Source organism: Pseudomonas quasicaspiana (assembly GCF_021147825.1).
GTDB lineage: Bacteria > Pseudomonadota > Gammaproteobacteria > Pseudomonadales > Pseudomonadaceae > Aquipseudomonas > Aquipseudomonas quasicaspiana.
The window spans coordinates 38,805-52,098 of the sequence record NZ_JAGTPI010000032.1; the positions used below are offsets into that span (position 1 = coordinate 38,805).

At 53.1% G+C, this 13,294-nt stretch carries 11 protein-coding genes and 1 pseudogene; 9 read left to right on the top strand and 3 right to left on the bottom strand.

The window, feature by feature from the left end; all coding sequences use genetic code 11:
* The first annotated feature begins 122 nt into the window (after positions 1 to 122).
* The 8 genes and pseudogenes from KDX30_RS18115 to KDX30_RS18150 all read left to right on the top strand — a co-directional run bounded on the left by KDX30_RS18115 (position 123) and on the right by KDX30_RS18150 (position 6,867).
* Positions 123 to 500 (top strand): hypothetical protein, encoded by a 378-nt coding sequence (locus tag KDX30_RS18115; RefSeq protein WP_231677116.1) that lies wholly within the window; start codon positions 123 to 125, stop codon positions 498 to 500.
* A gap of 35 nt (positions 501 to 535) precedes the next feature.
* Positions 536 to 2,401 (top strand): annotated as a pseudogene (locus tag KDX30_RS18120) (DUF637 domain-containing protein); the annotation flags it as partial.
* Entirely contained in the window at positions 2,398 to 2,802 is a 405-nt protein-coding gene (locus KDX30_RS18125; protein WP_010428175.1) for a DUF6911 family protein, read from the top strand. The pseudogene KDX30_RS18120 and the gene KDX30_RS18125, both read left to right, overlap by 4 nt.
* 399 nt (positions 2,803 to 3,201) lie before the next feature.
* Positions 3,202 to 3,552, top strand: coding sequence for a hypothetical protein (locus KDX30_RS18130; RefSeq protein WP_122806198.1), 351 nt, complete (start codon positions 3,202 to 3,204; stop codon positions 3,550 to 3,552).
* A 692-nt stretch (positions 3,553 to 4,244) separates the two neighbouring features.
* Complete coding sequence (locus KDX30_RS18135; RefSeq protein WP_231677118.1) at positions 4,245 to 4,850, top strand: hypothetical protein; 606 nt, start codon at positions 4,245 to 4,247, stop codon at positions 4,848 to 4,850.
* A gap of 186 nt (positions 4,851 to 5,036) precedes the next feature.
* The gene (locus KDX30_RS18140) at positions 5,037 to 5,369 is read left to right on the top strand and encodes a hypothetical protein (RefSeq protein ID WP_122806202.1); all 333 of its coding nucleotides are present in this window, start codon (positions 5,037 to 5,039) and stop codon (positions 5,367 to 5,369) included.
* 219 nt (positions 5,370 to 5,588) lie between these two features.
* Complete coding sequence (locus KDX30_RS18145) at positions 5,589 to 6,284, top strand: hypothetical protein (protein WP_231677119.1); 696 nt, start codon at positions 5,589 to 5,591, stop codon at positions 6,282 to 6,284.
* Between the two features lie 340 nt (positions 6,285 to 6,624).
* The gene (locus KDX30_RS18150) at positions 6,625 to 6,867 is read left to right on the top strand and encodes a DUF6124 family protein (protein ID WP_231677120.1); all 243 of its coding nucleotides are present in this window, start codon (positions 6,625 to 6,627) and stop codon (positions 6,865 to 6,867) included.
* A 234-nt stretch (positions 6,868 to 7,101) separates the two neighbouring features.
* On the opposite strand, the gene KDX30_RS18155 is transcribed toward KDX30_RS18150, so the two are convergent.
* Positions 7,102 to 9,525, bottom strand: coding sequence for a glucose/quinate/shikimate family membrane-bound PQQ-dependent dehydrogenase (locus tag KDX30_RS18155; RefSeq protein ID WP_231677121.1), 2,424 nt, complete (start codon positions 9,523 to 9,525; stop codon positions 7,102 to 7,104).
* Positions 9,526 to 9,973: 448 nt separating this feature from the next.
* On the opposite strand from KDX30_RS18155, the gene KDX30_RS18160 reads away from it, so the two are divergent.
* Entirely contained in the window at positions 9,974 to 10,699 is a 726-nt protein-coding gene (locus KDX30_RS18160; protein WP_231677122.1) for a transporter substrate-binding domain-containing protein, read from the top strand.
* A gap of 130 nt (positions 10,700 to 10,829) precedes the next feature.
* On the opposite strand, the gene KDX30_RS18165 is transcribed toward KDX30_RS18160, so the two are convergent.
* Both KDX30_RS18165 and KDX30_RS18170 read right to left on the bottom strand, forming a co-directional pair.
* Entirely contained in the window at positions 10,830 to 12,155 is a 1,326-nt protein-coding gene (locus KDX30_RS18165) for an NTP/NDP exchange transporter (RefSeq protein WP_231677123.1), read from the bottom strand.
* A 24-nt stretch (positions 12,156 to 12,179) separates the two neighbouring features.
* Complete coding sequence (locus tag KDX30_RS18170) at positions 12,180 to 13,106, bottom strand: aldo/keto reductase (protein WP_231677124.1); 927 nt, start codon at positions 13,104 to 13,106, stop codon at positions 12,180 to 12,182.
* Positions 13,107 to 13,294: the final 188 nt, after the last annotated feature.

Consider the following 13,294-nt stretch of genomic DNA (forward strand, 5'->3'; position numbering starts at 1 on the left):
GTGGCCTGACCCCAATTTCCATTGGCTGTCCAAAAAAGTAGACGTATAGCTTTTATTTTTTAATCGTGGTCTGACATCAATTTCCCCCGTTTTCTAGGGTTTAAATGCTGTGAGGATAAAATGTGAGTGATGCTAATGTTATTGATTGTTGCTCTGTTTTGTTGGCTGATCTTGGGTTTGGAAATGAAACTCTAGAATCGCTCATTATGAAGTGGCGCTTTCTTGTTGGGCAGTGCCGTGAAGGATATGAGTGGGACTATTCAGAGTATAAAAATGAAATTAGAGCTAGGTGTCTGATAAATGAATTACAGAATTATCCTGGTATTTATGGCTCGATTGAACTGAAGGGGTTTTTTAACGATGTGGCTTTGCTGGATGAAGAGTTCAAGAGTTTGTTGCAGCCGGGTGTGGATGTGAATGAGGGGGGCAGTTGGAAAGAAATCGGGGTCAGACCACGATTGTTTTATTCGATCTTTAATAGTTTGGTTTTTTTGAAGTGATTAGGGTGTGCTTAATCGTGGTCTGACCCTAATTTTCCCTTGATGCCATGGTCAAGGCCGATCCGCAGTTGGCATGGCTGAAGGAAGCCGAGAAGCGCGGGGATGTGGATTGGCGACAAGTAAAGGAAATACACGAGTCCTTCAAATACAACACTTCGGGCCTTGGGCCAGCTTCGCAACTGATCATCGCAATCATGTTATCGATGGTGATGGGACCGATGATGGCTGGCTGGACCACGATGGCGCAGGCAGGAACAATCGCGGTTGCAACCAAGGCAACCGTCAGCACTATCGACAACAGAGGCAATCTCGGAGCTGTATTTAAGGACGTGACGTCCACTGACAGCCTCAAAGGATACGCCGTTGCTATGGCGACGGCGGGGGTTGCAGACGGCCTCAACTACTCCCCTGGCACGGTGAGTTTTAACCCCGAAAGCCTGAAGATAGTCGCCATGAAAGTGGCTGCGGATGCTGCGATCAAAACCGCGGTTTATGGTGGTAGCTTCCAGGACAACCTCGCAAGCTCCCTTGCAGGCACAGCCGCCAGCATAGGCGGTGCCTACGGGGCGGGGAAAATCGGCGATCTTGGATTGGTAGAGGGAAGTCTTGAGAAGATAGCTCTGCACGCCGCATTGGGCGGTCTTTTGGCTGAGGCTATGGGCGGGGACTTCCGTACAGGTGCCATCGCCGGTGGTGCCAACGAGGCATTGGTTGGGTTGTTGGGGAGTACGCTACTACCCGAAGGCTTAAAGCCTGGTACACCAGAATATTTGCAAGCCCAAGCGAATCTTGTCGCGCTATCGAAGATTGTTGGGGTGCTGGGAGCTGCAGCGTCCAATGGTGATATCAACGTTGCTGCTGAAGTGGCAGCCAATGCGACGCAAAACAACTATCTGAACCATACCGAGAACAATGAGCGGTTTAAGGCTGCTCAGGCGTGCAAGGCTGGCAGTCAAGAAGCCTGTGTTCGAAGGGATGAGCTTAATCAACTAGACGAAGATCGGGATAAGGCGCTGCGGACAGCATGCGACGGGGCAGCCATGAGTTCTGCCTGCACCGAGAAACGCTTGGAAGCTCAGACGGCGAGGATTGACTTGCTGAAGCACAAAAATACGCCTGAAGCGCGAGAGCAAATACAGCTGGCATTCAAGGACCCAGAGTTAATCAACTACACCCTTCTGCTTGAGCTACGCAGCAACCAGAAGCTGGAAAATGCTGTTGTTGAACAAATTGCGACTAGCATCGGCAAAAGCTTACTGTCGCTGGGTGCGGACATGACGCCGGTGATCGGCGACGTGAAGGCATTTTCCGAAGCGGAAGATAACTGGGATTATCTCTTCGCTTCAATTGGCATTCTTCCGGGGGTAGGTGACGCCCTGTCAAAGGGGCTGCGTGAAGCGAAGGCGCTGCTTAAGGAGGGGAAAGCGCAGGAAGCTAGCGAACTGCTGGAAAAGTTGGCACAGTATGAAGGCGGTGCAAAAGGTATTTCTCCGGTTGTCACCGCAGAGGGAAAAATTGGAGATGCGGCATTTACTGATGTAAACCAAACAGCTCGTCCAGTAGCTCAGGCAAATCCAGATGAGCCAACTCTGATAGCTGATCGAGTAACGGCCAAAACTGAAGCAACAGGAAAATCTTTGCCGAATGGAAATATGGCTGACGCTCATGCAGAAATTGGCGTCATACAGCAGGCATATAATGCTGGCAAGACTCAAGGTGCTGATATGGCTATGAGCGTTGCAGGTAAAGATGTATGTGGATTTTGCAAAGGTGATATAGCGGCCGCTGCGGAAAAATCCGGATTGAGTTCTTTGACTATTCAAGCGATAGACGACGTAACTGGATTACCAAAAAAATATAATTGGGTGCCGGGAATGCGGTCGATTAAGGAGGTGCCATGAGTATGGTTTTTGGCGGCTATATTGTTGACGCTGATGGATATCGCCATCAGTTAGAAGCTATCATGGATCCCGAAGAATTGGATGTTCGAGGGGTATTGACTTCCATTGGTAAAGGCTCCGGCGTTATCAAGATGCGGTGCGAGTCTGAATCTGAAGGTCGCCCCTATGAATTGGCGCTTTATGTTGAAAGTGAAAGTTTTTTACTGATGCTTAGCGAGTATGATAAAGATGGTGAGCATGTCGTCAGAGCTATGACTGATCTCAACTCAAAAAACGAACTCGTCAGCATTTTAGGGGAGATGTATCCTGCTAGAGCGGTCACACATGATGTGGAAATTGTTTGTTCTATTTTTATCGAGTTTGCTCGTTCAGGAAATGTGTCTGTGGATATCATGGCGTAAGTTTCACTAAATATCGTCTGACTAGTTGGTGCAAAAACGACAGGCGAAGCTGCGATTCATGTCCCTGGCCGAGTGCAGTCACGGATTAACCTTCAAACTGGTACAAACAAATTCGGCATGAATCATATCCTCAAGGAGCACTTGAGCGGAAAAGCCAATAAGAGTCAGTTTAATATGCCTGAAGGGGAATTGCGGCAACTGTTGCAGAGTAATCAGGTGGTTAGCTCACCTGTTGTCAAAACACTTGAAAGCAAGACTCATGGAGTTTTGTATGTTAGACAGGTAGATGTTGGCAGGACTATAGGGACGGACTACCTAAAAAACAATAATGCAACCTCAATTATTACCACGCAAACTGACAGGTTTGGAAATATAGTTACGGCATTTCCGGGTATATAAATGAACAAGGTAGAGATTGAGAGTGAGTTGCTGGGGTCGCGTAAATGGTTCGACTCTAATGAGGCTGTTGCGATTAAGGGTTTTCTTGCGAGAGAATTCGGGGGGCTTATGAGTCTGTTTGTTCTGCATCACCATTTCGGTCAATCTGAAGAGCATTATGTGGTAATGATAGATGGGAAGTATATTGCGGAGCTTGAGGTGAGTAACAGCGAAATTGTGGGTTTTGATAAACATGAGCTTGCCAATTATTTAAAAGATAATCCGAAAATGCCAAAACTCTTTAGGTTTCGTATAGAGACCGCACAGGCCCTAAGCGGTAAATCGGGGTTAGACCACGATAAAGAGCATTGAAGTCGCATTGCGCCGAAGAGAAAACGGGGTCAGACCACGATTGTTTTATTCGATCTTTAATAATTTGGTTTTTTAAATGATTAGGTTATGCTTAATCGTGGTCTGACCCCAGTTTCTCACAATGTGGATCGAAAACAGGTTATTGGTCTTGTTGATGACGCGTGGGCCTCGAGGGTTGGGCCTGGTACGCTACAAGCTAACGGCAACCGTGTATGGGTTGTCGACATGGGGCGGCAAGTCGGAACGAGCGGACAAGCCTCGATTCAGATTGTGGTTCGCGATGGAACAACTCAAGTTATCACGGCTTTCCCGAAATGAAACTCTGTCCTTTCTGTCTGCAAGATGTTGTTTGGCGTGTTCGGCTTAAAACTATCCCCGAGCATCGTTTCTTAATGTGCTTCGAATGCGATTCAGTATGGCTTGAAGATCAACCCGTTTCAGATCTGGTAGGAACGGTTTTTGACAAGCACATGCAATCACTTGGGCTCGCACCGGATTGGAAAGACATCGAGAAGATCGAATCGTTGGAGTGATCCTGCCCACCCAATGTTCAAGAAAGCGGGGGCAGAACACGAATGTTAATTTATTCTTTAACAGTTTGGTTTTCCTGAAATGATTGGGAGCTGAGCCCAATTCTCCAGAAAATATAAATAGACATGCAGCGCACTGACTTATAAATGCAGGACTCTAAAATGCCTAAGCGCTTTCTCATAGCCTTTCTGATGCTTTCATTGGCTGGTTGTGCTGCCAATCTCAAACGCGAATATCAGGATCAGCTCCGGAACTCGACAACGCTGATTGCATATTCATTTAAGCAAGCCATACAGCAGGCCTCGTCCACACCGTTGCCTATCGGTTGGGAAGTCTTTCCCAAAAAGTGGGAGATTAGTGGTACTGATCCGCGTCTGGCCGTTGACCAAGAGCCCGGGAGCTATCGAGTATTCGACTTTCAACTCAAGAAGGGGCAAGCCTATGTTATTCAACTCAGATCGATGTGCAATTACATGTGCTTAGCGCTTCTCAATACCGCTTTGAAACCTCGGGTGGCAGTGGTTAATGCCCAAGGTGATTTGATTGTCGATCATTTACTTAACGACAACTCCATGATCATTAAGTGGTCCGGCGTAGCACCTTACGATGGAAAATATTTTTTGATTGTGGCTGCAGATAATCAAGCCCCCGGAGAGTTTTTCTACTACGCTTACAAGTCAATTTCCCCAGGAGTGATTGTCTCTGACGCGATGATAAGCGCGCCGTTTGGGGTGGTGACTGCCTATGTTGAAATTCCGGATGACTAGATGGGCGCTAAGTAAGGCGGGATCAGAAAGCGATTTAATTATTATTCTTTAGTAGTTTGATTTTTGAAATGATTGGGTTGTTCTTAATCCTGGTCTGGCCCCGGTTTCCCAGACATGCAAAAAAGCGCTGCAGGAGGTCGGTATGGCTGATCGGAAAGGTAATATTCTTACTGGTGATAAGCGACAATGAACTATCAAGGTCCCCAAACTATTAATAGAAAAGCTGTAGAAAAAGCTTTCGCTTCGAGGGATGTTAAAAGTATTTGTGAGGCGCTTGTGTCCGTTGCTTTAAATGATCCTGATTGGAGATGGGCACAGAGTAAATGCTTAGACCTCCTCGACAACGAAAGCCCAGATGTTAGAGGGCTTGCAGCAACTTGTCTTGGGCATATAGCAAGGATTCACCGCCAGCTTGATAAAGAGAAGGTGTTGATTGCTCTTCGTGAACATCTAGATGACAGCACCATCTCAGGGCAAATTGCGGATGCTCTGGATGATGTTGATATGTTTTTGAGTTAGTGTCACATTGATATTGCCGCGCTGAAAAAAACGCGGTCAGATCATGATTTTTTTAGTTCTTTAATTGTTCGGTTTTCTGAAGTGACTGGATTGTGCTTAATCGTGGTCTGACCCCGGTGTCTCTTCAGTTTCTCTTAAACATACCGAGCTTGATATGCTTGCGTCGTCATGCAACCCTTTTTCCGCTAGCCAAAATTAATACCGCTCAGAGAATCAGAAATGGATTGTTCTTTCAAAAAAATACCAACCTGTATATGCCTCTTCGCCTCGCTGGCAGGGTGCGTCACCAAAGACCTGTCCAACGAAAACAGGCAACTTGTCAAATCCATCTGGATTGTCCCGATTGACATGTCTTTGGGGAAATTCAAGTACAACAGCATGGATCAGGCCTGGGAAGCCGGACTTGGCGCGGGAGTAGGAGTTTCTTCAGGTATGGTGACTGGCTCCAAGATTTCACCAGCGGTATTGGCGGGAGCGAGTGCTGGTTCGGCGACGGATAACAGTAGGGTCAGTCCGGCTGAAGCGATCCGTCTCAATATGCAGCGCAACGATATCGATGTGGGCGTGATCCTTCGAGAGCGACTTGAGGCGCGGATAACGAAAGAAAAACTATTTACCATCACTCCGGATGCTGCCACAGCCGATGCAAAAATAGAGTTCATTGTGACGGAGTGGGGCGTGTCATTGAAAAATTTCAGTACTGAGCTGTACCCGACGATAGGTCTTTCTGCAGTCATGCGGCGTGGTGACGAACAGATCTGGCGTAACTTTGAGACCATCACGGCGCTCAGTGACGGCAATGATCTAGCATTTACTCCCCAGCGCTACGCTACGGACCCAGAGGCATTGCGGACTGCTTTTGGTCATGCCGTTTATTTAATGGTCGACAAGCTCATGATTGATTTGAAGCAGTAATCAGGTCAGCTGATTGCGCAGGCGTAATCATGAATGATTTAGCATTCAAGCCTGCTTGGGATTGCTCTTTTTTACTTCTGGCTTGTTGCGGCAGCAATACTCTACGCGCGATGACTACATGGCAGAACTCTCCAGGCCTGTAGGACTATTCCGAAATTTTGCTATATCGGACAGCGCTTGTTGCACCGCTCTCAGTCACCGAATAATCTCCGGCCGTCGTGTAACCAGCGACCGGTTTTGACAGGCCGCCCCAATCGAGGAGTAACAATCGCCAACCAGTGCGCTGACATTAAACCAGCAGCCTGCGCCATGGCGTCTCAATCTATTAGGGAGATCCCACATGATCAAATCCGCACCAAACTTCAGCCTCTTCACGGTAAAACCAGATGTCAGCGTTAATGACGCTCTGGTACTCGCTTGCGAATACTTAACCTGCGCCGCAGCTACGGCTTACGAATCTGCAGATAACCATACGCCGGAGTTCCGGGCATTGGCGCGCTCGGTTGTGCATCAGTTGGAGGCGGCGCGTGCGCTGGTTGAGGCGTCGTTGATGGGGTTGGAGGGGCAGCGCAAGGCGATTTAGTGTGTCTTGGTAGGAGCGTTTTTCAATGGCGGTGGATGTGAGTCGTTAATTCGCCTGATGCACCATAGCGCCCATATCGCGGGCAAGCCTCGCTCCCACAGGGAGTTTGAGTTTGCAGGGACATCCCACAGATGCATCTCAATATTAGTGAAAGGTCGTGGGAACAGGCTTTAACAAAGCCAATAAAAAACCCGCTGTCACTATTAGGTGGCAGCGGGTTTTTATTGTTATCGATTACTTGCTGTCAGGCAGCGCGTAAGCGATTACGTAGTCACCGCGATCCGGGGACTGACGGCCACCACCGGCGGTGATGACCACGTATTGCTTGCCGGTTTTCGGCGAAACAAAGGTCATCGGGCCACCCTGGCTGCCGACGGGCAAACGGGCTTTCCAGGCTTCTTCACCATTCGCCGAGTTGAAGGCGCGCAGGTAGTAGTCCTGCGTACCGGCGATGAAGATCAAGCCGCCCTGAGTAGACAGGGTGCCACCCAGTGTCGGCATGCCGATTGGCAGTGGGAGGTGCATTTTGATGCCCAGTGGACCTGTGTCTTCAACGGTGCCGACCGGGACTTGCCAGGCGACTTTCTGGGTCTTCATGTCGATCGCGGTCAGGGTGCCGAACGGCGGGGCCTGGCACGGAATACCGGCAATCGACAGGAAGCGGTTTTTGTTCACGGCATACGGCGTGCCTTTGAGCGGCACTGCGCCCATGCCGGTGTTCAGCGCTTCGCCACCGGAAGAAGCCTTGGCGTCTTTCTGCTGCGGCACCATCTGGACCCACAGGCCCAGACGCATGTCGTTGACGAAGATGAAGCCGTGGACCGGGTCAGTCGAGAGGCTGCCCCAGTTCATGCCACCCAGGGAGCCCGGGAAACTCAGCGACTTGTCGGTGCCCGGCGCGGTGTACAGGCCTTCGTAGCGCATTTGCTTGAACGAGATACGGCACAGCATCTGATCAAACGGCGTCGCGCCCCACATGTCCGATTCGGTCATGCGCTTGGTGCCGATCTGCGGCATGCCGCTCGACAGGGGTTGAGTCAGCGAGTAAGGCTCGTTGGGGATGTTGCCAGCATTGACCGCTACATCTTCAACTTTGGTCAACGGCTTGCCGGTAACGCGGTCGAGCACGAAGATCTGACCGGCCTTGGTGCCGATCACCACGGCCGGCACTTTGCTGCCGTCCGCTTTGGTGAAGTCGATCAGGCTAGGCTGCATCGGCAGGTCGAAGTCCCACAGGTCATTGTGGACGGTCTGGTAAACCCACTTCTCTTCGCCGGTAGTCGCGTTCAGCGCCAGAATCGAAGCGCCGTACTTGTGGTCCAGCTCGGTACGTTCAACACCGTAGATGTCGGTGGACGAGCTGCCCATGGGCAGGAAAATGGTGTTCATCGCCGGGTCATAAGACATCGGCGCCCAGCTGTTTGGCGTACTGCGCACATACGTGGCGTCGCCCGCTGGTGCATTTTTGTCTTCCGGGTTGCCCGGGTCGAATGCCCAGCGCATCGCGCCGGTGATCACGTCAAAACCACGGATCACGCCGCCTGGCATGTCGGCCTGAACGTTGTCAGCCACACGACCGCCCACGACTACCGTGGAACCGGCCATCAGCGGTGCGGACGACAGTTGATAGTAGGAGTCCGGCACGTTACCCAGGCCAGCCTTCAGATCAACCTGGCCATTGGTGCCGAAGCCCTGGCAGAACTCGCCAGTGTCAGCATCCACGGCAATCAGGCGCGCGTCGATGGTGTTGGTCAGCAGACGACGCTGGCAATTGGCGCCGGCGGGTACCGATACAGCAGTGGCGGGCGTGCTGCCGTCAACCGGCTGAGCCAGTGCCGCTGTCGAATCGAAATACGCCAGGCCACGGCAGCGCTGCCAGACCTTGCTCTGTGCGTTGATTTCGTTCTTCCACAGCTGCTTGCCGGTGTCGGCATCCAGTGCGATGACGTTGTTGTGCGGGGTGCAGATGAACACTTTGTCGCCGACTTGCAGCGGGGTCATCTGGTCTTCGGCACCGTTGCCGTCGCTGATCGCCACGTCGCCGGTCTGGTAAGTCCAGGCGGGCACCAGGCTGGCGACGTTGCTGCGGTTGATCTGGTCCAGCGCCGCGAAACGGCTGCCGCCTTCATCGTTACCGTAATGGGCCCAGTCTTTCTGCGCTTTGGCAGGGTCGACTTTGGTCAGGCCCGGGCCGTCACCGGTCGGGGAGACCGACGCGTGAGGGATGAACATGCCCCATACGCCGCCAACGATGGCCAGGGCCAGCACGCCGCTCAGCGCGTAACCGCCGCGACCGCTCACAAGGCCATTGGCTTTGCGCAGGGTCGGATAGACCAGCGCAACCACGAGGCTCAATACGCCCAGTGCGAAAAGGCGGGAGATTTGCGGCCAGAAGTTCAGACCGGCGTCAGCCAGGGCCCAGATGATGGACAGCACCATGACGACCGCGAACAGCCAGGCACCTGTCAGCCGCTGTTTGAAAAGCAGTACTGCCGAGACGAGCATACCGAGACCGGCAAGCAGGAAGTACCAACTGCCGCCAACCGTGACGAGAAAGCCGCCCAGTCCTGTGAACAGTAATCCAAATACCAACACGCCGAGTGCCGCGACCCAGATGGGCCAGCGGCTGACGGATGCCGTAGGTTGAGACTTAGTCATGGTGCATGATCCTGATAACGCGTGAGCGTTTGTGTGAAAGGTTAAGCGTAGTGGAGGAAGCGGTCGGTGATGCTGCTTCCGGGCAGAGGTCGCGAGCGAACTTTTCGGGCTCGACGCAGACGACACGGCTCAGTTCGATGGAACTCCGCAGACAATTAACTAACTGGTTACTTTTGCAACGATATCAAAAAAAGCCCTGCCTGCGACAAATTGTCATTCCGCATTTAGGGAAAACACTGTTGCGGGATTGGTAATAATTGCGAATTATTGAGCTGCTTGAGGGCGTTATTTCAAACGCATTGTTCTAGGCTGAACTGGATCTTGTAGGAGTGAGCTTGCTCGCGATTCCATTTTGCTATGGAAAAATTATCGCCTGAACTGACGCTATCGCGAGCAAGCTCGCTCCTACAGTTGCAATTTGCCGTGCCTAAAATTATCAGGAGAAAACATGAGCGAAATATCCCCGGCGGTACTGGCTGACCTGGCGCCTGACGATGTTCTGCGCGCTGCCATCAATTTTGGCAATCCGGTGCTCGCGCAGCAGGCGGCCGATGGCAGCCCTCAAGGGGTTTCCGTTCAGCTCGCAAAAGCCTTGGCCGAAGAACTGGGCGTGCGTCTGGAAATGGTTACGTTCGACGCGGCAGGCAAGGTGTTCGCCGCACTGGAACAGGCTGCATGGACCGTCGCATTTCTGGCCATCGAGCCCGTGCGCGCTGAGCAGATCGCGTTCAGTGATCCTTACGTAGCCATCGAAGGAACTTACCTTGTCGCCGCAGATTCTGCGTTCAAGGAAGTGGACGAACTGGATCGCAGTGGCCTGCGACTGGCGGTGGGTAAAGGCGCGGCTTACGACCTCTATCTGAGCAGAACACTGCAGCACGCCGAACTGTGCCGCGCAGAAACCTCTGCTGCGGCAGTCGATTTGTTTCTGGAACAAGGGCTGGACGCAGCAGCCGGGGTTCGCCAGCCACTGGAGAAATTCGCCGCTGCTCATTCAGGTTATCGGGTGCTGGAAGGGGCGTTCACCTCGATTCGCCAGGCGATGGCCGTTCCTCGCCAGCGCGCGGCGGGTGCTGAGTTTGTGCAGCGCTTTATCGAACGGCAGAAAGCCAGTGGGTTTGTACGCCAGGCGCTGGATGCTACGGGGCATGGCGATGTTGCGGTTCCTGTTTGACAGGAGGCTCGGGCTACAGTGCGCTGTCGCGCGGCTGACATCGGGCCTGTAGGAGCTGCCGAAGGCTGCGATCGGGGTGTATCAGGATAAATGCCTCGCAGCCTTCGGCAGCTCCTACAGGAATCGCATTTCAATCCAGATGATCAGTGTTTTTCACACGCTCTTCGATCACGTCCCGATCCATCCGCCGCCCCAGATACCACCCCGTGACCGCCCAGAGTGCCGCACAGATTGCGCCCACCAAGGCCACCAGCGCAGTGCCTTGACCCAGCATGTCCAGCAGACTCTTGGCCCAGCCACTGATGGCGTCGCCGCCGCGATAGACCACGGTATCGATGAAGTTCTTGGCTTTGTATTTGGTCTCGGCATCCAGCGGGGCGAAGAGCATCTCCCGACCGGGCCGAATAAACGCGTAATCACCGATGCGGCGCACGATCATCAGTCCGGCCAACATGGCGAAGGTCGGTGCCAGCGCCAGGCCGATGAAACCGATGCAGACCAGCGCCGGTACGCCCGCCAGCAGCACCCGGATACCGAAGCGTTGAGCGATGCGTCCGGTGATGAACAATTGCGAGACCAGAGCACCGGCCTGCACCGCAAAGTCGATCAGGCCAAACACGCGGATCTGTTCTTCACGCGTAGCAAACAACTCCGAAACCAGTCGCGCCTGCTCGAAATACAGAAAGGTGCTGGCAGTGGCGAGCAATACGACGAACAGGCACACGCCCAGCAGATAGGGCGAACGCAGCACTCGCAGCATGCCACTGAACGGGTTGCCCGCCACTGGCCGACGCGGGTTTTCAGCGGGTGGTGCACCGGGCCGTCCTGCGCCGCCAGATTCGCGCCACGCCATGAGGTAGCGTTTCAGTGCCAATGCCAGCAGCAGCAATAACGCACTGAACAGCGCCAGTCCGCCTTGGCCGAGCACGTCAATCGAGAACGCACTGATCAGTGGCCCCACCAAGCCGCCCACACTGGCGCCCGCCGCGATAAACGCAAACAACCGCCGTGCCTGCGCGCCATCGAACGCGTCGGCCATGAGGCTCCAGGCCACTGACACCACGTACAGGTTGTAGACCGAGATCCACACGTAGAACGCTCGCGCCAGCCAGACGCTGTCGTCATGAAGGGCAAAGGTCAGGGCAAAAAACAGCAGGTTGATGGCAAAGAATCCGTATACCCAGTCGACGAACTGGACGCGTGGCACTACAGAGTTGAGCCAGCCAAACAGCGGTACGGCAATCAGCATGACCACAAACGTGGCTGTGAATAACCACTGCAGATTCTCTACGCCCGCCTGAATCCCCATCGCTTCACGAATCGGGCGCAGCATAAAATAGCCACAGAACAGGCAGAAGAAGAGGGCAAAGCCAGCCAGTGCCGGGCGCAACTCTTCTGGCTCGGCGTTGATGGCCCGAGCCGCGCGATGGATCAGTGGGTGGTCAACAAAGGACACGGATACGCTCCCGGCTGTGGGTGATCAGGCGAACTGTTCGGCGATCCGCTCACGCAACCTGGCGTCCGGCAATCGGCCTTGGCCTGCCAGAAGGTTGTCGGCAGCATAACGCGGGTTGCTGGTTGCCGGAATCACTGCGGTTAGGGCTGGGTTGGCGAGCACAAATTTGAGCATCAGTTGTGCCCATGAACTGGCGTCCAGTTCGGCAGATGCCCAATCCGGCAATGGCTTGCCTTTGACCTTGGCAAACAGTCGACCGGCCTCGAAGGTGCGGTTGGCCAGCACTGCGACGCCATTATCGGCGCACCAGGGCAATAGACGCTTTTCAGCATTGCGGGCGCCAATGGAATAGTTGACCTGAACGAAATCCACTTTCTCTTTCTGTAGCACCGCCAGCAGTTCATCGTGAGCCGACTCGACGTAATGCGTCACGCCGATGTAGCGAATACGGCCCTGTTGCTTGAGTTCGCGCAAGGTCTGCAACTGAGTGGTCGTGTCTTGCAGGTTGTGCACCTGAATCAGGTCGATACGCTCGGTCTGCAGTTGTTTGAACGCTTGCTCTATTTGCTGCAAACCCGCCTCACGTCCTGTAGACGAAACCTTGGTGGCGATAAACGCCTGGCCATGGGCTTTGGCGCGGGTCAGCAATTCACCTGTGACGGATTGTGATTCCCCGTAACTCGGCGCGGTGTCGATCAACTTTGCGCCGCCATTCAGTAGCGTCTTGAGTACTTCCAGCGCCGGAGTCATCTCTTCTGAAGTCAGTGCAAAATTGAAGGTGCGGGCGGTGCCCAGGCCAATCACCGGCAAGTCTTCGCCTGATGAGGGAATCTTGCGGGTCAACAGCGATGTCGCCGCAAATGCCGGAAGCAGGGGAGACAAGGCAGCCATTGCGGCCAGCGTTGAGCTTGCTTGAATGAAGTGGCGGCGGCTTAACGAGTGGGCGGGCATGCGACGACTCCTTTCATTCTTGAATGTGTAACAGAGGTGTCATGGATAGAAACACATCCAAACCCCTTGAGAAGCGCGCCCGTCGGTGAGATGGTCGGTGATGTTTTACAAATCGTTACCTTCGGGTATCTGATTTTTCGGTAGGTTGTTTGTTCTGATATTCCTTGAGGTAATTAAAAACATACTAT